Annotated in this window: 9 protein-coding genes; 5 read left to right on the forward strand and 4 right to left on the reverse strand. The window is 68.1% G+C overall.

Features of this window, described 5'->3' with window-relative positions; genetic code table 11:
- Window positions 1-13,919 (reverse strand): malectin domain-containing carbohydrate-binding protein (locus tag K340_RS30690; RefSeq protein WP_154674299.1); only part of this gene is annotated, 13,919 nt, incomplete at its 3' end.
- Window positions 13,920-14,162: 243 nt separating this feature from the next.
- Entirely contained in the window at window positions 14,163-14,813 is a 651-nt protein-coding gene (locus K340_RS0116230) for a 50S ribosomal protein L25/general stress protein Ctc (RefSeq protein WP_037365205.1), read from the reverse strand.
- Between the two features lie 457 nt (window positions 14,814-15,270).
- Here K340_RS0116230 and K340_RS0116235 point away from each other — a divergent pair, with 457 nt between their 5' ends.
- A complete protein-coding gene (locus K340_RS0116235) occupies window positions 15,271-16,215 on the forward strand; it encodes a hypothetical protein (protein WP_154674300.1) in 945 nt (314 codons plus the stop codon).
- A 149-nt stretch (window positions 16,216-16,364) separates the two neighbouring features.
- Here the strand turns inward: K340_RS0116235 and K340_RS0116240 are convergent, their stop codons facing one another.
- Together K340_RS0116240 and K340_RS0116245 are read right to left on the reverse strand one after the other, a co-directional pair.
- A complete protein-coding gene (locus K340_RS0116240) occupies window positions 16,365-17,648 on the reverse strand; it encodes a type III PLP-dependent enzyme domain-containing protein (protein ID WP_051266564.1) in 1,284 nt (427 codons plus the stop codon).
- Between the two features lie 7 nt (window positions 17,649-17,655).
- Window positions 17,656-18,423 (reverse strand): IclR family transcriptional regulator, encoded by a 768-nt coding sequence (locus K340_RS0116245; protein ID WP_029137490.1) that lies wholly within the window; start codon window positions 18,421-18,423, stop codon window positions 17,656-17,658.
- Between the two features lie 302 nt (window positions 18,424-18,725).
- Here K340_RS0116245 and K340_RS0116250 point away from each other — a divergent pair, with 302 nt between their 5' ends.
- Genes K340_RS0116250 through K340_RS0116265 form a run of 4 tightly spaced genes read left to right on the forward strand, consistent with a single transcriptional unit; the run spans window position 18,726 to window position 23,727 of the window.
- The gene (locus K340_RS0116250) at window positions 18,726-20,219 is read left to right on the forward strand and encodes a M81 family metallopeptidase (protein WP_029137491.1); all 1,494 of its coding nucleotides are present in this window, start codon (window positions 18,726-18,728) and stop codon (window positions 20,217-20,219) included.
- Between the two features lie 60 nt (window positions 20,220-20,279).
- Window positions 20,280-21,920 carry an ABC transporter substrate-binding protein gene (locus K340_RS0116255; protein ID WP_211229485.1) on the forward strand — a complete coding sequence of 547 codons (1,641 nt, stop codon included), beginning with the start codon at window positions 20,280-20,282 and terminating at the stop codon, window positions 21,918-21,920.
- 3 nt (window positions 21,921-21,923) lie between these two features.
- Window positions 21,924-22,871, forward strand: coding sequence for an ABC transporter permease (locus K340_RS0116260; RefSeq protein ID WP_029137493.1), 948 nt, complete (start codon window positions 21,924-21,926; stop codon window positions 22,869-22,871).
- Window positions 22,864-23,727, forward strand: a complete 864-nt coding sequence (locus K340_RS0116265; RefSeq protein WP_037365158.1) for an ABC transporter permease — start codon at window positions 22,864-22,866, stop codon at window positions 23,725-23,727. The genes K340_RS0116260 and K340_RS0116265 overlap by 8 nt, the downstream gene beginning before the upstream one ends.
- Window positions 23,728-23,737: the final 10 nt, after the last annotated feature.

Raw genomic sequence — 23,737 nt, forward strand, 5'->3', positions numbered from 1 at the left:
ATGTCGAAGTTCGACAGCACCGTGGTGTTCTCGAGTTTGACGTCGAACAGCCGGGTCTTGGCGGCGAACTTGTTGAGTTCGGCGAAGTGCAGCCGGACCTGGTAGTTGCCGTTGAGGACGGGGACGGCGAAGCCGAATGCCTTGGCGCCTACCGCGGTCGATCCGCCGCCGGTCCATTCGGACTGGAAGGTGGTGTTGTTCATCCCGCTGGGTACTCCGGTGATGGTGTCGTTCTCGGAGTAGGCGTTGCCGCCGCTGACCCAGCCGTTGCAGGCCGTCAGCGAGGAGCAGCCCGTCCAGGACGTGCCGCCGACCGTCTGGGCCGGACCGCCGGTGTTGATCCGCACCGCCGTGGCCGTCGCCGGGGGACGGGTGGCATCGACGGTGCCGGACGCCACAGATTCGTTGCCGGTCTTGTCGATCGCCGTCACCCGATAGTAGGACGTTCCCTCCGGGGCGGTGCTGTGCTGGTAGCTCGTTGCTGCGATCGGCGCGCTGTTCACCTTGGCGTAGCTGCCGCCCGCGGTGGCCGACCGGTACACGTTGTAGCCGGCCAGATCATCGGCGGTGGAAGCCGTCCACTTCAGGGCGACACCGGTGGCCGATCCGGTGGCGGTCAGCCCGGTCACCACGGCGGGTGCGGTGGTGTCCGGTCGGGTGGCGTTGACCGTCGCGGAGACGTCAGACTCGTTGCCGGAGCTGTCGATCGCCGTCACCCGGTAGTAGGCGGTGGCGCCCTCGGCGGTAGCGATATCGACGAAACCGGTGCCGCGCACCGGGTTCGGCGTCACCTTGCTGAAGGCGCCGGTCGCTGAGGCCGACCGGTACACCTGGTAGCCGACCACATCGTCGGCGGTGCTGGGGGACCAGTCGACCGTGATGCCGGAGCCGGCTCCGGTCGCCTTCACGCCGGTCACCACGGCCGGCGCGACGGCATCCGGAGCGACGGCGATGATCTCGATGGCCGAGATCTTGGCGTTCTCCACCCGCTTGACGAAGTCCAGGTTGACCACGCCGTCGGTGATCGCCACCGGGAAGTCGACGGCGATGGCCTTGTCGATGCCCCCGGCCTCGGCCCAGATGTCGAAGTTCGAAAGAACTGTCGAATCCTCGAGTTTGACGTCGAACAGTCTGGTGCCCTTGGCGGTCTTGTTCAGTTCGGCGAAGTGCAACCGGACCAGGTACGGCCCGTTCGCCACCGGCACGGCGTAGCCGAAGATCTTGGCCCCGACCGCCGTCGACTGTCCGCCCGTCCATTCCGTCTGGAAGATGGTGTTGTTCATCCCGCTCGGCACCCCGGTGACGGTGTCGGATTCGGAATAGGCGTTTCCACCGCTCACCCAGCCGCTGCACGCGGTCGACGAGGAACATGCCGACCAGGACGTGCCGCCGACCGCCTGTGCCGGGCCACCGGTGTTGATCCGGATGCTCGGTGGCAACGGCGGCTCCACCTCGAGGGTGGCAGACGCCGCGGAGTGGTTCTCCGACGAGTCGATCGCCCGGACCTGGTAGTAGAGCGTGCTTCCGGCCGGCGCCGTGCCGTCGGTGAACGTCGGGTCGGTGACCAGCGCCGGGCCGACCGCGGTGAACGGACCCGTCTGCGAGGTCGACCGGTACACCCGGTAGCCCATCAGGTCCGGCTCGTCGTTGGCCGTCCAGCTCAGCTTGATGGCGTTGCCGGAGGCGCTCTTCAGGCCGGTCGGGGTGGCCGGCGCGGTGTCGTCGGGCACCGGGCAGGCGCCATGGCACAGCACCTCGATGGCCGCGATCGACGGGTAGTCGACCGACGCCCGCAGGGCCAGGTTCAGCCGGCCACCGGTGATGGTCACATTGTCGATCGGCAGCACAGTGGCGGTGTTCTGCCCGCCGGCGGCCGCGAAGATGTCGAAGTTGCGGCGCACGGTCGCGCCTTCCACCTCGATGTCGAAGACCCGTTTGCCGGCGGCGTTGTTGCCGGCCGCCCGCTCGGCGAAGTGCAGCCGCAGATCAACGGTGGCTGCCCCCAAGGACGGGAGTTCGTAGCGCAGCACCCGGTCGGCCTGCGGCACGTTGCCGACGTTGCCGCGGTAGGTGCGGTACAGCGGGTCGTCATCGGTGCCCTGGATCTCCGACGGAGTGGTCGTTGCTCCTTCGGCGACCGCGGTGGTGGGGCTGAACCGGCCGCTGTCCGGGGCCCAGGTCCGGCCCTTCGCGTCGACGAACGGCGCGGAGCCGCCGACATCGAGTCGGTACAGCGCCGCCCGCTCGACTGCGGTCGTGGTGAGGTCACCGTCGACCACCGCGAACGAGTCGTAGGTGGCGGAGAACGCGGTGCCGCCCTTGTTCGACACCAGGATGCCGGCGCCGGTACGGGTACCGAAGATCTTGCCGACGGCCGCGGCCGGTGCGGTCCAGGCGGTCGGCAGCACCACCCAGGCGCCACCGTTGATCCGGTAGCCGGCCCGGACGGTGCCGGCGGCCGGGTTGCCGATCAGCGCGAGATCCAGGTCGGCGACGGTGCCCGGCGACGGGATCGGAACCGCCGTCCCGATGGTGGTGCCGGTGCCGCCGATCTCGTTGTAGAACTCGATGCTCGGCGCACCGGACTTGTGGATCGCGGCGACCTTGACGTAGTTGTCCTGGTCGGCGCCGAACATGATCGCCTGCTGCTCGCTGCCGGCGTTGAGCTCGGTGACCGGGCCGAGGGTACGGGCCGTCACCGAGAAGGTGCCACCGGAGGCGTCGAACGGCAGCTGCAGGCCGTTCACCAGGGTGTTGTCGGCACTGCCGTTGGTTCCGGCCGCCGCGCTGCCGGCGGAATCGACCGTCAGCGTCCCCGGCGACCCGGGCGCCAGGTGCAGGCGCGTCGGATCGTAGGAGTTGGAACCCGGTGCCACGTCCAGCTTGTTGGGCTGGGTGCTGACGAATCCGCTGCCCTGGCCGGTGGCATCGGCCAGCGTGCCCGCCACCGCTTGGTCGAAGTTCAGCATCAGGGCGGCGGCGCCCGGCAGCAGGGCCGGCGACGCCGGATCGGTGGCCGCCTCCGGCTTCATGTTGCTGATCAGGTACAGGTTGTCGTTGTAGTCGTAATTGATGCCCGAGTAGTCCATGCCGACCAGCCAGGTGTCCGGCACCACGGCGCCGCTGCGGTCCCGCACCGTCCAGACCCGCAGGTGATGTCCGCACTCGCCGACGCAGCCGTTGGCCTGGTCCGCCGCCTGGTTGTTCCGGGTCGGATCGCTCCACTCGCCGTCGATCCGCAGACCGAACGCGCCGGTCGGAGAGAACGTGCCGGCCGCGGGCGCGGTGGCAGAACCGTTGCGGTGCGGCAGGATCGACTGCCCGTCGGCCCCGGCGTGGGTCACGATGGAGGTGGCGCTGCCGGAGGTCTTCGGGTGCCAGAACAGCGTCGCCGTGTTGCCCTGGGTGTGGTAGGCGGCCAACTGCCGCACGGAGATCGGCTTGCTGCTGTCGGCCCGCAACCAGTACGGGCTCAGTACCTCGTCGCCGCTGGCGTGCACGGCGCCGTGCTGGTTCAGGGCGTCGCCGGCCGCGGTGAAGGCAGTGGTGTAGCCGAACAAGGCACCCATCTCGGGCAGGCTGGGTTCCTGGCCGCCCTCGGACACCGACTGCCAGAACCCGGCCAGCTCGACCGGGACGCTGGGACGCGCCGGATCGTCGGACCCGATCGTCAGAGCGCCGGTCCACAGGCCGTTGCCGGCGCCGTTGGTGGTGGCGGTGAACCGCACCTGCAGGGTCAACGTGTCGTCGACGGCGACCATGGTCGGCAGCGTCGGCGGGTCCACCAGGGTGAACGGACCGGTGACAGCCAGCGAGGTGACGTTCAGCGGGTCGATGCCGGTGTTGCGGATCACCAGGGATGCGGTGTCGTGCACCACGTTCGCCGGGAAGAACGGACCGGTGACCGGGTCGCAGTTCGCGGCGTCCCGACAGGTGCTGCCGGTCTGCGGATTCTGGATCCGGGACATCACCAGCCGATCCGGATAGGGCACACCCTCCGGGTTCTCCAGGGACAGGACCGGCCGGCCGGCATCGGCGGTCACCACACTGAAGGTGACCGCGGCACTGGTGGCGACATTCCCGGCGACGTCGGCGGCGCGGGCCCGCACGGTGTGCGATCCGGGCGCGGTGACCTGCACCGGGTCCGTGTACGGCTGGAAGGGGCCGTCGTCCAGGCTGTAGGAGATCCCGGACACCCCGCTGCCGGCGTCGGTCGCGGTGGCGGTGATGGTCGCGCTGTTCCGGTACACCCCGGCGGCCGCCTGCAGACCCGAGATGTCAACGCTCACCGTCGGATCAGTGGTGTCCGGCGCGGTGTCCGGCCGGTAGATCTCCAGGTAGGTGAGTTTGGTGTTGTCGCCGCCGAGGGCATCGACGGTCAGCATGCCGTCGGTGACCTGCACGGTGACGGTGCCGGTGGCGAACAGGTTGCCGGAGGTGGGCACGAAACCGGGGATCGCCGTCTGGCCCTCCACCTGCACCCGGTGGGTGGAGTCGGTATAGCCGGGATCGCCGACCCCGACGGTCACCGTGTAGGTGCCGTTGGGCAGTTGGTACTGCCAGGCCCCCGGCCCGCCCGGTGCCTGGGCAGCCGTCGGCTGCAGCAGAATCAGCGTCCGAAGTCTGGCCTCGGTGCTGCCGGCCCGGTCGCGGGTCTGCGCCGTCATGTCATAAGGCGTCGACGTTCCGGGCTGCACCCAGCCGAAGCCCCTTGCCGCGGTGTACGGCGCGCCGGTGTCTGCGGTGTACCCGGGGCTGACGGTGGAGCTCGCCGGCTGGAAGTCGATGCGCGCCACCGGGACACCCGTCGATGCGCCGCCGACCGGTTCCACCCCGGTGACCACGAACACGTAGTCCTGATAGTCGCCGTTGGACGCGTCCTCGAAGGTGACCAGATAGGTGTTCGGCAGCAGCTCACCGGCCCGGTTCTTCGCCGGGTAGCTGCGCACCGCATGCGGCGTACCGGTGTTGAGGCTGTCCTGGGTGTAGCTCTTGCGGTTGAACGAGTGGGAGTCGACATAGAACCCGAAGGCTGTGGCGCCCGGGTCGAACGAGTCGTCGCCGCCGGCCACGATCTGCGGGTTCAGCGTCTGCTCCTGGCCGAGCCCGATGGTGGCCAGCTCGTGCGTCACCGGATCACCGGTGTTCGGGCTGTACCAGCCGAACGGCAGCAGCTCGTCCGGTGAGTACCGGGCGACCGGTGTCATGGTCACCGGCTCCGCCCCGGCCTTGGTGAACAGCGGGGCCGGCACCTCGTCGCCGATCGGTCGCGGGTCGACACCGAGGATCAGGCCGCTGCCACCGACGTTGATTGGGTAGCCGAGGACATCGACAACGGACTTCAGCGGCGGCTCGTTGTTGCCCTGCTCACCGTTGGTGGCCAGGCCGTGCAGCCCGACCTCGACGCGAGGCGTCGCAGCATCGTCCGAGTCGATCCGCAACGTCGCGCTCTGCGGCCCGACGGTGCTGCTGCCGGGGGTGAAAGTGACGGAGAGCGTTGCGGTCTCGCCGGCGGCGACGGACTGCGGTGCGCCACCGGTCACCGTGAACGATCCCGGGTTGGTGCCGGCGACGGTCACCGAAGCGAGCTGCAACGGCGTGCTGCCGTTGTTGCTGACGACGACCTGACGGGCGGCGCTGCTGGTTCCCTTGACGCCACTGAAGACCAGTTCCGCCGGGGACACGGTGATCTTGCCGGCACCTGCGGTCGGGGTGGGCTTCACGTTGCTCACCACGAAGGCCGCGTCCTGGAAGTCGACGCCGCTGGGCACATCCTCGGGCGCCACGATGTAGCTACCCAGAACGGCGCTGCCGTCGGGGTTCTTCATCGGGTAGACCCGCACCTTGTGCGGCGCGGCGGCGGACCAGGTGTTGAGGGCGTCCTCGCTGTAGGTGACCCGGTTGCTCAGGCCCGGCCAGGTCACGTCGAAGCCGAACGGCGCGTCCAGGTCGTACTCACCGACGGTGTTCACCTCGGGCAGCACCGTCTGGTTGGACGTGTTCGGCCCGTTGAACAGCACGGTCCGGGCGCTCGGGTCGGCCGTGCTGTGCGCGGCCAGCACCGCAACGTTCGGGTTGCCGGCCGGTCCGGCCGGGCCGAACAGCGACAGCGGGGTGATGCCGACCGCGCGGTCGAACAGCAGCTTGCTGAACGACGGGATCAGTACCTCGTCGCCGATCGCCGCGGAGGTGTCCGGCATGACGTTGTCGGTCTTGTCCGGGTCGCCGACGTCCACCGGGATCTGCAGGGTGTCAAGGATCCACTGCAGTGACGGCTCGGCGCTGCCGCCGAGGCCGTCGGTGCCAAGACCGCGCAGGGTCACCGAGGTGGTCGGGGCGCTGGGGTCGTTGGAGGTCAGGATCAGGTTCGCCCCGCGCGGCCCGGCGGCGGTGGCCGCGAACGTCACCGGGAAGGTGACCGTGGTCCCCGGTGCGACGGTGACGGGCAGCGCCGGCCCGCCGGAGCGGGTGAACAGCGCGGCGTCGGTGCCGGCGATGGTGGCCGCCGAGATCACCAGCGGCAGGCCGCCGATGTTCTTGACGGACACCGACTTCGGTGCAGCGGCGGCACCGCCCTTGACGTCGGTGAAGACCAGCCGCTGGGAGGCCTGCACCTTCGCGGCGCTGCCGCCGCCCTGCGGCTTGAGCAGCTTGATCCCGGTGGTCGCCGGATTGTCGGTCAGCTCGCTGACGTAGAGGTTGCCGGTGGTCGCGTCCTGGGCGATGTCCAGCGGCTGCCGGAAGCCGGTGAAGCCGGTGATCCCGGTGATCGGGGCGGACACGCTGCCGCCGGCGGTGACGTTGAACGCGACGATCTCCTGGTTGGCGCTGTAGCGCACCACGATCACCTTGCCGGCCAGCGCGCCGCCGAAGGCGACGGTGTTCTGGTACTCGATCGTGCCGTTCGCCGATGCGTGCAGCCCGGCGTCGTGCACATGGGCCAGGTCGTAGTTCGGATCGGCGAGTTGACCCAGCGGGTAGCCGTTCACCTTGAACAGCGGATTGCCGGTGTAGCCGGCGGGATTACCGGCGTTCAGCACGTACTCGCACCGCATCGGGTTCGGGTGTCCGTAGTACTTGCCCTGGTGGATGTCGAACAGGTAGTCGGTCTCGGCCTGCTGGTTGTTCGCGATCGCGGGTACCGCCGGACCCGAGTAGCCGCCGTCCGGCCGATTGGCGCAGGACGCCGGATAGCTGGCCGGCGAGGCGGGCGTCGCGCCGCCGGCGGCCGAGCCGTTGGTGCCGGCGTACACCCGGCCGTTGGAGTGCACCACCAGGTCGAAGGCGTTGCGGATGCCGGTGGCGTACAAGGTGACCGGTGCGTCAGCGGTGTACGGGCTGTAGCTGCCGGTGTGTGCCGGGACGCCGCCGCGGGCCGGCACCGCCATGTCCGGGGTGGCCGCGTCGACCGGCAGCGAGGCCGGCAGCTTCGCCGGGTCCAGCTGCAGCATGGCCGCCGACATCAGGTGCTCGTCGCGTCGCCAGGTGCCCTCGCGGGCGCCCATCGCATTCATCGAACCTTGGGTGATGAGCAGCTTTCCGTCCTTGAACGCGATCGAGTTGGTCTCGTGGTCCTTGATGGAGCGGGGGAGATTGACCACGATCTCCTGGTAGTTCTCCAGGTTCGGCCCGGTGAGCCGGGCGATCGAGCCGGTGAAGTCGGGCACGTCGGAGCCCAGGTAGGCGTAGTTGTCGGTGATCCACAGGATCGGGTTGTCGGCGGTCGAGGCCGGATCGAAGGCCAGTCCGATGACGGTGCGGTTCGGCGCGCCCTCCCAGCCCTTGGCACTGGCGTGGGTGCGCACGGTGTCGATGGTCTGCATGCCGGACAGGGTGCCGTCGGCGTTGATCGTCCACCGGTAGATCTGTCCGTAGATGCTGCCGGCGTAGAGCTTTCCGTCCGGGCCGATCACCAGCGAGGTGTAGCTCTTTCCCAGGCCGGCGCCGCTGTCCGTCTTGTCGAAGGCGACCGACGACAGGTCGCCGCCGGTTCCGGAGCCGTTGGCGGTGGTGAACACCGAGGAGAACGGCAGGAAGGCCCGGCCGCTGACGTCCTTGGCCCCGCTGGTCACCGAGAAGCGGTACAGCACGCCGCCTTCCAGTGGCTCGGCGGGCAGGAAGGAGATGGTGTCGCCGCCACCGCTGGTGGCGCCGGTGCCGGGGATGTTCGCCCCGTCGACCACCCGGGTCAGGGTGACGTTTCCGCCGCCGAGGGTGGTGGCGTCGACCGCGCCGACGGTGGCGTTCAGGTTGTTGTCGGTGGCGATCGAGGTGTTGTCGACCACGTTGGTGGCCAGGTTCGCCGGGGTCACCGCGGTGGTGTACGGCCGGCCGTCGCGGTCGACCGAATCGATGTCGACATAGTCGATCTTGGTGTTGGTGCCGCCCGTCGGGCTCAGCGTGAGCCGGCCATCGGTGACGGCCACGGTGCGGGACGCGGTGGCGAACTTCCCGGTGCTGCTGGGGACGAACGCCGCGATGGCGTTCTGGTTCTCGATGTTCAGCCAGTGTGAGCTGTCGACGGCGGTGCCGGCGTCGCCGACGGCGACCGTCACCTGGTAGATGCCGTTGGGCACGGCGTATTCCCAGGTGGCGTCCTGGTGCACGCCGTCGGTGGCGTTGGTCGGCAGCTGGGTGTGGATCATCGTCGCCAGCCGCGGGTCGGGCTGGTTGGCCGACGGGGTGCCGGTGTTGCGGTTGCGGCCGTTGCCTTCGATCGACACCGGTGTCGAGGTACCGATCTTCACCCAGCCATAGGTGTTGCCGGCGCCCTGGTTCGGGCCGGTCCGCGGCCCGAAGGCCTGGCCGAAGTCGGTGACGTACCCGGTGGGCGGCGCGGTCGCGGCGTCGGCGAAGTTGACCTTCAGATGCACCGAGTCGGCGGCGTTCGCGTCCGGCGTCACCGGCACGGGGGTGGACAGCACCGACTCGTTCCCGGCCGCATCCGCCGCGGTCACCGCGTAGTGGTAGGTGGTGCCGTTCGTCAGGCCCGCATCGGTGAAGGTGTTCGCCGTCAGCAGCGCGGTGTTCTGCTTGTTCGCCGGGACCGCCTGAACCTCGGCGGCCGATGACCGGTAGACGTTGTAGCCCACCACATCGGGGTCGCCGGGCGCGCCCCAGGACAGGGTGGCGGTGCCGTCGCCGGCGATCGCGGTGAGGCCGACCGGGGCGCCGGGTGCGGTGGTGTCGGGAGCGACCGGGCCGGCGCCGACGATGCTCACCCAGTTGATCTTGGTGTTGCTACCGCCGATGGCGTCGACGGTCAGTCGGCCGTCGGTGACGTCGACCGTCGCGGTCCCGGTGCTGTACTCGGCAGCGGCGGTCGGCTGGAACTTGTCGATCAGCGCGGTGCCCTCGGCCCGCACCGTGTGCAGGCTGTCGTAACACGGTGCCGCGCAACCGGTCTTCGCGCCGCCCGGCTGATCGCCGACACTGGCCGTCACGGTGTAGCGGCCGGCCGGGACCGCGTACTCCCAGGCGCCGGAGGTCAGCGTCCCGTTGTTGGTCGGCAGCGGCACGATGGTGTCGTACTGCATATGGATGAGTCGGTTCTGCAGGGCGGTGACGGGTGCGGTCCGGGTCCGGAGCCGGGTGTTCGCCGTCAGGTCCAGCGGGACGTGGGTGGCCGAGCCGAGCGAGGCCTGAGTGACCCAGCCGTAGCCGCGGGCGTCGGTGTAGGCGGCACCCAGTTCCTTGGTGTAGCCGGTGATCGCCGGCGCACTGTCCGGCTGGAAGCTGAACTTCACGTCGATCCCGGACGCCGGGACATCCGCGGAAACCTGGTCCGAGGCGGTCGATTCGTTGCCGGCCTTGTCGACCGCGGTCACCACGTAGTAGGAGGTTGCGCCCGGCGTGGCGGAGGTATCGACGAAGCTGGTGCCGACCCCGAGGGTGTTGGTCAGCTTCACCCGGGAACCGGTGGCGGTGTCCGAGCGGTAGACCGTGTAGCCGGCCAGATCGGCGGCGGTGACGGCGGTCCAGCTCAGCGTCACGGCGCCGTCGGACACGGTCGCGGCGAGACCGGCGGGGGCGTCCGGCGCGGTGGTGTCGGGCGTGTCGTCGGGCACCGCATCCACCACTGCGGTGGCGGCGGACAGGTTGCCGGTGCGGTCGTAGGAGACGATCGCGTAGTAGTACCTGGTGCCGGCCGTCAGGTCGGCATCGACGAAGGTGCGGCCGGGCTCGATCAGGATGCCGATCAGGTTGTCGTCACCGGGCTCGTCGGTGGGGTCGGCCAACCGGTGGATCCGGTACCCACGCAGGTCCGGCTCGGTGTTCGGGGTCCAGGTCAGCACGATCCGCTGGATGCCCGCGGTTGCCGTCAGCCCGACCGGCACCGCCGGTGCGGTGGCGTCCGCCGGGGTGGCGGACGCCTCGTTGGAGATCGCCGAGACGTTGCCGGCCAGATCGGTGGCGGTGACGACGTAGTAGTACTGCGCGCCGTTGGCGGCGTCGGTGTCGACGTAGTCGGTGTGCCCGGCCGGCACGGTCGCCAGCTGGGTGTATCCGCTGCCGCCGGTCGCCGACCGTTGGATCTGATAGGTGGCGACATCGTCCTCGGTGTTCGCGTCCCAGGCCAGGCTGACGCGATGGTCGCCGGCGACGGCGGTCAGGTTCGCCGGCGCCGCCGGCGCCACCAGGTCCGGGACAGCGGTTGGCACGACGGACTTCTCGCCCGACAGTGCGGATTCGTTGCCGGCCGCGTCGATCGCGGTGACCGCGAAGTAGTAGGTGCTGCCGTTGATCAGGCCGGTGCTGGTGAATTCGGCGGCAGCTGCGGTGCCGACGAAGGTGTCGGTGTCGATCGCTACTGGCGTGCTGGTCGAGCGGTAGATCCGGTAGTTCGCCAGATCCGGCTCGATGTTCGGTGTCCAGCGCAGGACGGCCTCGGTGTCGCCGGCGATGGCGACCAGACCGACCGGGCCGGCCGGCGCCGTGGCGTCCGCGGGCTGCGCTTCGACCGCGTCCGAGGCCGCGGATTCGTTGCCGGTGGTGTCGATCGAGGTGATCACGTAGTGGTACCTGGTGCCGTTGGCCACGGCGGTGTCGGTGAGGGTGGTGGCGGTGATCGGATCTGCGGTCAACCGGTTGGCCGAGGTCAGCTCGACCGGCGACTCGGTGGAGCGATAGACCTGGTAGCCCTTGAGATCCGCGGCAGCGACGGCGCTCCAGTTCAGGGTGACGGAGCCGTCGCCGGCGGTGGTGGTGACGTCCGCCGGCACCCCGGGTGCAGTGACGTCGGCGGCGGCCACCGTCAGGTAGTTGATCTTGGTGTTGGTGCCGTCAGCCGCGATGGTGAGCCGGCCGTCGTCGACCAGGACCGTCACGGTGTTGACGTCGAACTCCTTGGCCGCGGTGGCCTGGAAGTCGTGGATTGCGCCGGCGCCCTCCACGACGATGCCGTGCACCGAGTCGTAACACGGCGCCGGGCAGCCGGCGACCGTGCTGCCGGGCTGGTCGCCGGCGCTGACGGTGACGTCGTAACTGCCGTTGGGCACGGCGATCTCGTACGAGGCCGGCTCAGGCACCCCGTCGAAGTTGGTGATGCCCTGCGGCTGCATGTGCATCAGGCCGCGCTGCAGCAGCGAGACGTCCACACCTGTGCGAGCGGCGCGCAGTCGTCCGTTGCCGACGATGTTCCGCGGAGTGCTGGTGCCCGGCTGGACCCAGCCGCGGCCTACGGTGTTGGTGAACGGTTCGCCGTAGTCGGCGGTGTATCCGGGGAACGGGTCGGCGGTCTTGGTGGTGAAGTTGACGAACAACGGCAACGGGGCCAGCGCCGGATCCGTGGCGTCCGGCTTCGCCGTCGCGACGGCAGAGGCGGCCGATGCCTGCGCGGCCTCGTCGACGGCCACCACCACGTAGTGGTAGCTGGTGTTGTTGGCAGCTGTGGTGTCGGTGTACGACGGAGTCGTCAGCAGGGTGGTTCCGTTGAGCGGGGTTCCCGAGGTCGGGACGGTGGCGGCGGTGCTGCGGAACACGTTGTAGCCGGCCAGATCCGGTTCAGCGTTCGCCGTCCAGCTCAGCGCGACGGAGCCGTCACCGGCGGTGGCGGCCAGCCCGGTCGGGGCCGCCGGTGGCGGATCCGCGGGGGTCTGCGCGACCACCAGGTAGTCGATCTTGGTGTTGGTGCCGCCGTCGGCGTCGACGGTGAGGAATCCATCGTCCACCACGACGGTCTTGGTGGCGATCACGAACCTGTCGTCGCCGGCCGGCGCCGGGGTCAGCACCATTGCCTTGGTGATGACGTTCTGGCCCTCGACGTTGATGACGTGCGTGGTGGGGTCCGAGCCAGGGGCCGAGTCGCCGACGGCCACCTCTACGTCGTAGCTGCCGTTGGGCACGGCCAGCTGCCAGCTGCCTTCGACCGGCCGGTGGGTGGCATCACCCGGGTAGAAGCTGATGATCTGGTTGCCCTGCATGTGCATCGTGCTGGTCAGGGTGGCCGGCACCCCGGACTGCGCCGGGCGGATCCGGCCGTTGCCGCTCAGGTCCACCGGGTCCTGTGTTCCGGGCGATACCCAGCCGTAGCCGCGGAGGTTGGCGTAGTTCTGGCCGGTGTCGGCGAGGTATCCGGCCGGGGTGGCGCCGGCGGCCTGGAAGTTGATCTTGGCCGGCAGGGCCAGGGTGGCCGGGGTGGGATCGTCGGCCATACCGGCGGCCATCGCCGATCCGGCGCCGGCGGCGGTGGCCACCGCGTAGTAGTAGAGCTGACCCTTGACCGCGGTGCCGTCGACGAAGGTCGATGCGTCCGGGGTGGCAAGCGGGGTGCCGGTGGTGACCACCGGAAGCCGGTCGGAGCGCCAGATCCGGTACCCGGGCGCGTCTGCCACGTCGTCCCAGTCCAGGGTGACGGCTGTGCTGCTACCGACGGCGGTCAGGTTGCCGACCGAGGCCGAGTCGATGGTGACGAAGTTGAGCTTGGTGTTGGTGCCGCCGATCGCGTCGATGGTCAACCGGCCGTCGTCGACGGTGGTCCACACCGTGGTGGTGTGCAGATCGGTGGTGGCACAGCCGGTTCCGGTGGCCGGCTTGGGCAGTTCGTTGAAGGCGGTGACGCCTTCGACGTGCAGCACATGCGACTCGGCGTCGCCGCCGAGCTGGGCATCGCCCACGCTGACGGACACTTGGTACACGCCGTTCGGCAGCGCGTACTCCCAGGCCATCGGGGTGGTGTCGGCGGTCGCCGGGTTGGGGGCCTGCAGGTGCATCAGGCCGCGTTGCTCGGCCGGCATGGTGGTGCAGGCGCGGGTGCGGACGTTCCGGGTTCCGTCGATCGGCGCGTGGGTGTCGTCGGCCAGGCTGGCCTGCGTCACCCAGCCCATCCCGCTTGGCTCCGTGTAGGCCGCTCCGGCATCCCGGACGTACCCGGCGGGGACGGTGCCGGTGGTGTCCCGGAAGACGACTTTCGCGCTCACCGGATCGGCGATGGCGGCGGCGTCGATCGGTTCGGCGGCAGGGGTTTTCGGCGATCCCGTGCTCGTGCCGGCCGGGCCGGCGCCAGTGGAGTTGTCGGAGGCCGGGCTCTGGTTGCTGTTCGAGGTGTTCGAGGTGTTCGAGGTTGCGGGGGCGGGGTTTGCGGGCTCGGTGGGTGCTGTGTTCCCGGCGACCGGATCGGTGCCGGACGAATCTGTAGTGGTGGTGCCTGCTGTTGCCGGATCCGTTGTCGCCGTGTCTGTTGTTGCCGGATCGCTTGGCGCCGCATCCGTTGTCGCCGGGTCCGGTGCCGGATCCGTGGTCGCATCCGCGCTGCCGTCCGCGACAGCCGCCGGTGCCGCGGCGGCCGGGGTCGTGCCGGGCGGCGGTGTCGTCGGCGCGGAGATCTGCGGCGCAACAAGTATCCCGGCCAGCAGAGCGATGAACACCACGCCCAGCGGGCGGCGATGACGCAGCGGCGACACGAACGATACAGCGGACATGAGTCCCCCAGATGACCGACGGAGATGACGCGAACCTTGGATCTGTGGTCAGCTTCACCGACTCGGTATCGCCTCCGGATGGCTGATCTCAGGGATTCCCGGTGGGGTCGGGACCAACGCGCTACCGGCGCCGTCAGCTCTGGTGGATTCGGCGAGGTCTGGGGCAACGTCCAGGGGGACGACGAAGGCGCCACCCGCGATGCGGATGGCGCCTTCGTCAGGCACTGCGGAATGAACTCGCGATCAGCTCTCGCTGCCCTCGGACTTCTCGCCCTCGGCGGCCTCCGGCTGATCCTGCTCGATGCCCAGCTCGGCGGCGGCACCGGCGTCAGAAGCCTCGACCTCTTCGGCGGTGGGCGCGTGCTGGATCGCGACCATCAGCGCCTCCGGATCGGTCACCAGCGTGCACTCGCCAATGGCGACCTGACCGGCGAGGAACTGCGTCCCGACGGGTGCGCCGGTCACGTCGATCTCGAAGCGATCCGGGATCTGCAGGGCGTCGACCTCGACGGACAGCACCGACTGCTCGTTGACCACCAGGGCACCGGGAACCGGCTCGCCGGTCACGTGCACCTGAATGTCGACGGTGACCTTCTCGCCCCGCCTGACCACCAGCAGATCGACGTGCTCGACGTAATCCTTGAGCGGGTGACGCACCACGGACTTCGGCAGGGCGAGCTCTTCACCGTCCCCCAGGTTCAGGGTGAGGATGGTGTTGGCGCCGCCTTTGATGGCGCGGGCGAACTCGCGCGCCTCCAGCGACAGGTGGCGCGGATCCGCGCCGTGGCCGTACAGCACGGCCGGGATCTTGCCGGCCTTGCGGGCGCGGCGGGCGAAGCCCTTGCCGAACTCGGTGCGGACTTCGGCGCTCAGGCGGGTCTGGGTCTCGGACACGGTGGTACTCCCTCGGGTGATGATGTGGTCTGCTGCGGTGGTGCGTGGTCTCCGTGCCTGGGACGACGACACAGGCGGGACCGAACCCACCGCGTCGATCACGGCCGAACCTGTCCGTCGCTGGACTGTTCCGCCCTCGCCGAGGCAACCTCCCCACCTTACCGGCTGGCCGCGAGCAGGCAAAACCCGCTGTGTTGGGCCCGGCAGAGCACGATTCACCAATAACGGACAGTTCGGAACGTTCTGCGCCATATCGGATCTTTCCGGCGACGCCGGCCGTCTCACCGGTATGACCATTACTGTCCGTAACCTCCGATTCCCGATGCTCCGAGTGGCCGTCGCCGTGCTCGCGGGCTCGACAGTGCTTGCCGGTTGCTCGACCCAGCAAGCCGGAGAGCCGATGGTGCCGTCGTCTGTGTCGTCTGTGTCGTCCCCGGCGGCATCGACCTCCTCGGACGTGACTGCGACACCAGGATCCGCGGATGCGAATCTTCCGGAGCAGGCGTCGACCGCGGAGTGTGGGAAGTATCAGGAGTTGGTGCTCGAGTTCGAGATCGACCAGGACACCGGCAATCGGTACCGCTGGTGGTTGACGCTGCACCCCGGCGAACCCGGGCTGTTCAAACTGGAATCCGGAGACAAGGCCAAGTCCTGGACCTACGACGTGCCTGCTGACGCCGACCGCGATTTCCGGCTCTGCACCATGGTGGCCGACCACGGCGCGAAGGACGGGGAGAAGGACACGGACGACAAGCGGGCCTACGCCGCCATCACTCTGGGCAGCGGGGAACAGGGCCGTTCGGAGTTGGACGAGAAGACCGCCGCCGGCTTCGAGGACGACGTGCTGGATTCCTTGCCGCCGGAACTGCTGGAAAACATCATGGCCGACTTCCGGAACTGGCTCGCCCAACAGTCGGGTTCGACCAGCGGCGGCGACCGGACCACCGTCCAACTGCCGGGCGCCTCGTCTCCCGGTGGCCAGTGTGCAGCCCTGGTCCTGGGCACGATGACCGTCACGAACGGTGAGAACGACCCGGCCACGTTCTACGAATGGGAGCTCGAGTTCGACAACACCCAGGGCGTCCTGACCATGCACGTCGGCGGTCCCGATGACCGCCAGACCAAGAGCGTCGACTTCGCCCTGGACGAGGCGGATTTGCACGGCGAGAACCTATGCCGGATCGCCGTCATGCTTGCCGGTGACGGGGAACCAAGTGGCACCAGCGGGCCGGCTGCCTCGGTGACCATGACGACCGACCATCCGGACTTCGACAAGGTGTTCACCTCCGGAATCGCTGACCCGATCGCCCTGCAGACCCGGGTTGGGGAGATCGTTCCGGAACAGGCCTGGAACGAGATCTGGACCTTCTACTCCGAGTGGAGCGGCAAGCCCGGCAGATAGTCCGTGCGGCACTGGAAGCTGCACGCCGACTGTGCTAGCGATGGAGCGAGTCGATTCGCCATGTTCCAGGTACCGGTAAGTCTCGACGGCCACGACCGTCGCGAGTGATGTTGCATAACCGGCCCGCTGGTGCAGAGTTATGTCGCGGCTCAGAAAATGGTGCGGACCGCGCCGATCATGCGCGGCTCGGCCACGTCGGTCCGATCGAGCACTGGGATCACTGTCCACTTGTCAAAGGTCAGGCACGGGTGGGCGATGCCGCAGCGGACCACCTCGCCGACTTTGAGATCAGAGTCAGGATCCAGTCGCAGGTACGAGTGCTGATCATTCGCTTCGCTGATGTGTGCTCCGGCCAGAGCCGCATCGATCCCGGTCTCGTCGCGGCCGCGGATCGCTTGGGGCACAGGGAAAGCGCTGTCGAACGTGACATCCCGCTTACCGAAGTTCAGCAGGGCGAGCCCCGACTCCGGCCGTGACACTACCTGGCCCCAGGCGTGCAGGGCCGCCCGGAGCGGTCGGCCGACGGTGCGACCGAACGGTGACGACTTGGCATAGCCGCCGTCGTCATGTGTCAGGTAACACCCTGACCGAAGGACGATCTGCGCACCCAGACCGCGCAGCCTGCCCCACCGTTCGGCCACGATGTCGAAGTAGGCGCTGCCGCCACCGGTCAGCACCGGGCGATCGTCCGGGGAGAGTAGTCCGTTCTGGACAGCTGATTCGAGGGTGTCGGCGACTCCGTCGCAGAATCGGGCGACGACGTCCCGGCCGTTCGGTCCGGACGTCCCGACGAGCGACCCTTCCCAGGCGCTGACGCCGGCCAACGTCAGGTTCGGCGCCGCCGCGACCGCTTCTGCTGTGTGCAGGCTTTCCTCCAGGGTGCGGGCACCAGTACGGGCTCCTGGGCCGCCCCTTTCGACCAACACCTCCAACTTGCGTCCGCTCGTCGGAAATCCATGAGCGATCACAGCGACCACGGCCGGCGAGTCGGCCCACACGAGCACGCGCGCCCGCGGGTCGGCGTCGAGGTGCCTGGCGACAAAGGCCAGATCGCCCGGGGCCAACATCGCCCCGGCGTGCATGATAGTTGGGACAGCATGCTGAACGGCGACCCGCATTTGCCACGGCGTCGCGACAGTGATTCCCCAGGCTCCTGCCCGAAGTTGCCGATGCCAGAGTTGCGGGGCCATGGTGGTCTTGCCGTGTGGCGCGAGGAGGAGGTCGCCGGCGTTGAGGAACTCGGCCATGACCTCGATGTTGTATTCCAGGGCGGCGGCGTCCAGGGTGACCAACGGGGTCGGCAGGTCACTGACGACGGTCTGGTCGGCCACCAAATCGCCAATGGTGCGTCCCAGCTGACCGGGACCGAAGGCCTTGCTGCGCCAGTCGATCCGCTGGTCGTCGGGGATCAGCCAGTGGTTGGTCGCGTCCATGAAGGTGCTAGCTCCGCATCTGTCGCGACAGGTCTTTGGCGATCTTCTGCAGCGACTTCGCCACCGCCGGCACCTGGTCGGGAGTGAATCGGCTGGACGGGGCCGAAACGCTGACGGCCGCCGGGAAGCCGATCTTTTGGATCGCTGCCGCGACACACAGTCCGCCGCCCTGGTTCTCCGCATGGTCGATGGCGTACCCGGACTCCCGGATGTCCCCGAGTTCGGCAAGGAACGCGTCTGGATCGGTGATCGTTTCGGAGGTGATGACGGGCATCCCAGCGGCGGTCAGGATCGACCGGACGCGGTCGTCGGGCAAGGTCGCCGCCATGGCCTTGCCGAGAGCAGTCGCATGGACGTACCCCCGGTCGCCGACGTGCGCGGCCAAGCGCATCATCTGCTTGCTCTCGCACACAACGCTGTGCACGACACTTGTTCCGTCGAGCAGCCCGAGGTTGGTCGTCTCGTCGATCTTGTCGCGTAGTCGTTCCAGGGCGGGGCGGGCCAATTCGGCCAGCTGCGAGATCCTCCGGGTGTGCTGCGGACGGAACGCCGGGCCCAGGCGGTAACTGACGTTGTCGTTCGCGCGTTCCACGTAGTGGCGGGCTTCAAGGGCCGACAAGTAGCGAAAGGTCGAACTCTTTGGCAGGCCGGTCGCCTCGGAGACCTCGGTGAGGGTGACGCCCATCGAAGAATTCGCGAGCGTGTCCAGAATGTCGCACACCCGATCCACCGAACGGATCGGATAGGCCGTCGGGGAATCGGCGTCAGCTGCCATAGCGCTGCCTCCTCAAGGTGACGTTCCAGGTCGGTCTCACGACTGCGCCTCCCCGTTCCGTTCCAGATGATGGAATCACGGTCTGAGTATGCAGTCTCTACAGACGTCGGTCAACGACCCGGGCGAGCGCCGCCCACGCGGGAGCCTGTCCATCAGGTGGAAACATCGTCCCGGCCTGCGAAGTATTGCGCGCTGGGTCCGCGGATGCTAAGAATGGGACCTGGGTTGCATCCAATGAAATCGAACCTTCGTTCCGACCCAGTGTCCGATCAAACCCGAAGTTCCGGTGAACAGGGGCAGCGATGCGTCTTGCAGTGGTGGGCCTCAGCCTGGAAGCCAACACGTTCTCCAGCGTCCACGCGACGATTGAGGGGATGCGGAATCGCGGCGATATCCATCTCGGCCAGCAGATCACCGAGCACTACGCGGGTTCGACGTCGACGCTGGCCGGATTTCTCGACCCAGACGTGCCGGACGGGGTCGAATTGGTTCCCTTGGTCAGCTTTCGAGCCGGCGCGATGGGCACCTTCACCGCCGACACCTTTGCGGAAACCACCCGGGAGATCTGTCGTTCGCTGGCCGGCGAGAGCTGGGACGGTGTACTGCTCGGCCTGCACGGTGCCGCCGTCGCAGAGGACGTCGAGCATGCCGACGCCGAGATAGCCGTCCGGGTCCGGGCGACGGTCGGACCGGATGTGCCGATCGGCGTCGTGCTGGACATGCACGCCAACGTGGATCAGCAGTTGGTCGACGCCGTGGACGTCCTGCGGATCTACCAGACGAACCCGCACATCGACGCCAGCCGGCAGGCGCTCGAGTGCCGCGCCGGCGTCATCGCCATTGCCTCCGGACAGCCGCGGCCGGCCACGGTGCTCGAGCGGTTGCCGTTGGTGGTGAACATCCTGCGCCAGGGAACCCAGGATGAACCTATGGCGGAGATCCTCGCCCGATGCGCGAAGTGGGAATCCGAAGAGGGCATGCTGGACGTCAGCGTGGCGGAGGGATTCCCGTACGCCGATGTCGAACAGATGGGCATGGCGGTGGTGGCCAGCCACCACGACGACGAGACGGTGGCTCGGGCAGCGGCCGCCGATGTTGCCGCAGCCATCTGGGCGGCGAGGGACCATCTGCAGGACAGCGCACCGAGTGTCGACGACGCGCTTGCCGCCGTCTGCGTCCACACCGGGCCTGGTCCGATCCTATTACTGGACGTCGGTGACAACGTCGGTGGCGGCAGTTGCGGCGACTCCACTGTTTTGCTGCAGGCCGCCCAGGAGCAGGGGGTCGGTGGTATCGCTTTCACCCTCTGGGATCCTGCCTGCGTGCGGGCGTTGGCCGACCAAGAGATCGGCGCCCGGGTGACGGCCACAGTTGGTGGGCGCAGCGCCGAACAGGATGGAACGCCGCAGACTGTCGAAGCGGTGATCACCGGACGATCCGACGGCGAGTTCACCGACTCCGGACCGACTCACGGCGGGTTCAGCCGGTTCAACGTCGGCCCAACAGTCGCGCTGCGGACCAGCATCGGCAACGCCGTGGTGGTGACCACCCATCCGCAGGGAAACACCTCGGCGGAACTGCTGCGGATGGTCGGCGTCGAGCCGACCGAGTTCACCGCCATCGTGGGCAAGGGTGTCCACTCCCCGAAGGCAGGCTACGGCCGGATCTGCCCGACCATGTTGATGGTGGATACGCCTGGCGTCACCCGGGCGTCGATCGACCAATTCAGCTACCGGCGCCGCCCGCGCCCGATGTACCCGTTCGAACCGGAAACGACATACCCACCGCACCACTGACCCTGCGCACACCGCACAAACCTCCGTGAAGGGAAAGTCATGAGCGAGTCGACTTCTCGCATGTCTGCCGCCGCCTGGGTGATGAACAGACGGTCGCTGTTCCGGTACGGCGCCGCGGCCGGCGCGGTCGTATTCGGCCCGGCCCTGCTGGCCGCCTGTGGCACCGATGGCGCGGCAGGCGCCGAAAGCTCAGCGGCCACCGCGGCCGGAACGAGCGCCGCCGGGGCCGGCGACGCGACCAGCACGGGGCAGTCACAACGCGGCGGCACGCTGACCATCGGTGCCGACGCGGACCCGATCGGCCTCGATCCGCACACCACCACGGCGTTTTCGTCCTACGACTTCATTGCGCTGTTGTTCAACGGCCTGCTGAAGTGGAGCCCAAAGATGGAGATCGAACCGGACCTGGCTGCTTCGTACGAGACTCCTGACGACACGACGTACATCTTCAAGCTGCGCGACGACGTCAAGTTCCATAACGGACAGGCCCTGACCGCCGACGACGTCAAGTACACCTTCGACTTCATCTTCGACGAGAAGAACGCCAGCTCGCATGCTTCGATTTACGCGACGGTGAAAAAGGTAACCGTGGTCGACGAACTCACCGTGAAATTCGAACTGAAGACGCCGGATGCCGCGTTCCTTGCCTACCTGGCCTCGCCGGCGATCGGGTCGATCGTGCCCAAGGGAGTTGCCGGGCAGGACACCAAACCCGTGGGGTCCGGCCCGTTCAAATTCGACTCCTACACCCCCAACCAAAAATTCACCCTCACCACTTTCGACAGCTACTTCGAGAAGGACCTGCCGCTGCTGGACACCGTCGTGTTCACGTTCTTCAAGGATCAGTCCTCGATCACCTCGGCGCTGCGATCCAAAGCCATCGATATGACGTGGCTGAAGGATCCGAAGGTCGCCGCACAGATCGTCAAATCCGCACCGGAGCTGGTATCGGCGCCCGGGCAGACGTCACGGACCTTCCCGATCTGGATCAACCAGTCCAAGGCACCGTTCGACGACGTCCAGGTCCGTCGGGCGCTGAGTCTGGCGACCGACCGGAATGTCTGCGTGCAAACGGTTCTCGCCGGATCCGGCAAGGTCGGTGCGATGATCCCGGAGAGCCAGGTGGGCGGCTACGACGGCACGACCGAACTCCCTTACTACCAGCGCGATGTGGCGCAGGCGAAGAAGTTGCTAGCCGATGCCGGCCATCCGGACGGGATCGACCTCGGCGACTACATCGTGGTGGCGGCCAATGACCTCGACGTGCAATGTTCGCAGATCCTGCAGCAACAGTGGGCCGAGGCCGGCATCACGGTAGCGCTCAAGCCGATCGAAACCGCTCCACTGCTGGAGATGTGGTCCAGCGGCGACTACGGGCTGCTGTCGGTCGCGCTGTCGTGGTCCCCTGACCCTGATGCGATCTGCGACCGGTTGCGGAGCACCAGCACCTACGGCAAGGCGATGGGACAGACCGACACCGCCTACGACGAGCTGGCAGACAAGGCCCGCGCCGAGCTGGACAACACCAAGCGGGCTGCCCTGTACCAGGATCTGCAGAAGATGGTTGCCGACCAGGTGTACTGCCTGCAGATCTACCAATATCCGCTGCGCTGGGAGATGTGGTGGAACTACATCCACGACTATGTGGCGCTGCCGGCGAACAGCCGGACCTATGTGCGCAGCACCTGGCGGGATCAGTAGGCGATGCGTCGTCTGGTTCTGGTCCGGCTGGCGTGGGCGATCCCGATCCTCTTCGGAGTGTCGATCGTCTCGTTCCTGTTGGTTCGTGCTCTGCCCGGCGATTTCGCAGAGCAGGTGGCCGGCACCATGCCGGGTGCCACTCCGGAGATGCTCGATCAACAACGGAAGAACCTCGGCCTGGACGGCCCGATCTGGCAGCAGTACTGGAGTTGGCTGACCAGTGCCTTCGGAGGCGACCTCGGCACCTCGTTCGCCACGAATCGACCGGTCACCACCGAGCTGTTCGGCCGATTGGCGGTAACTGCGGAGCTCACCTTGATTGCGGCGATCCTGGCGTTGCTGCTCGGCGGCACCACCGGCCTGATCTCAGCCCGGCTGCGCGGCAAGGCCGAGTGGATAGTCCGCGGCCTCAACGGTTTTCTGGTCGCCGTGCCGAACTTTGTGGTGGCCACGCTGATCGTCCTGCTGGCCGGGCTGTACCTGCCCCAGCTATCGGTGTTCGGGTTCACACCGATCTCAGAGGATCTGCTGGCGAACATCGGCAGCCTCCTGTTGCCGGCGTTGTCCCTGGCGCTGGCCATCTCCGCGACCATCTCCGAGAACACCAGGGCCGCGGTGCTGGAGGTATCCAGCCAGGACTTCGTGATGGTCGCGAGGGCGAAAGGGTTGCGGCGAGGAAACATCCTGCGCCGCTACCTGATCAAGAACTCGATGACGCCGGTGATCACCGTCGCTGGTCTGGAGTACGCCTCGCTGCTGGGCGGCAGCATCGTTGTCGAATCCATCTTCAACATCCCGGGTATGGGGCAGTTGTTGTTCGATTCGGTCACCAGCCGGGATTACCCGGTGATCCAGGGCATCGTGCTGCTCGTTGCCGTCGTGGTCGTGCTGGTGAACGTCGCGGTCGACATCGCCTACGCCCGGGTGGATGCGCGGGTGAGCTATGAGTGACATCGTCGGTACCCCACTCGCTGTTCCGGTTCCTGTGGCCCGCCGTCGCCGCGGCGGTCGCGGACTACTGATCCTCGGGTCGGTCATGGCGTTCGTCCTGCTGGCCATCGTCGTGGCCGGCCCGTGGCTGGCGCCGTACCCGGCCGAGCTGACCAGCCCCCAATCGCTGGCGGGCCCGAGCGCCGAGCATCTGCTCGGCACCGACTCGATCGGCCGGGATGTGTTGAGCCGCATGATCATCGGCGGCCGGGCGACCCTGTCCATCACGGTCATAGCAGTCGTTCTGGCGCTACTGATCGGCGCGATCCTCGGATTGCTCGCCGGCTACCTCGGCGGTGCAGTCGATCAGGCGATCATGCGGGTGCTGGACGTGTTGTTCGCCTTCCCCGCCTTCCTGCTGGCCGTCGCCGTCGTCGCGGCCCTCGGGCCGACCATCCCGAACCTGATATTGACCATCGCGATCGTGTACACCCCCAGCATGGCCAGGGTGGTCCGCGGGCCGGTGCTGTCGGTGAAACGCTGGGACCACGTCGAGGCGGCCCGTAGTGTCGGGCTCTCCGAGTTCCGGATCGCGACGCGGCACATCCTGCCGATGGTGGTCTCACCGATCCTGGTGGAGACCAGCCTGATGCTCTCCAGAGCGATCTTTACGATCACCGCGCTGTCGTTCCTCGGCCTCGGCCCGCCCCCGCCCGACCCGAACTGGGGTGGGGAACTGTCCAGCGGTCGGCAGTTCATGGAACTCGCACCGATGAACGTGATCGCGCCGGCCGCGGCGATCGTCTTCGCCACCCTCACCTTCATCGTGCTCGCCAACGGGCTGCGGGACCGGTTTGACGTTGCGGGGCAACGATGATGTCCGGCGA

This window comes from Nakamurella lactea DSM 19367 (genome assembly GCF_000426645.1).
GTDB lineage: Bacteria > Actinomycetota > Actinomycetes > Mycobacteriales > Nakamurellaceae > Nakamurella > Nakamurella lactea.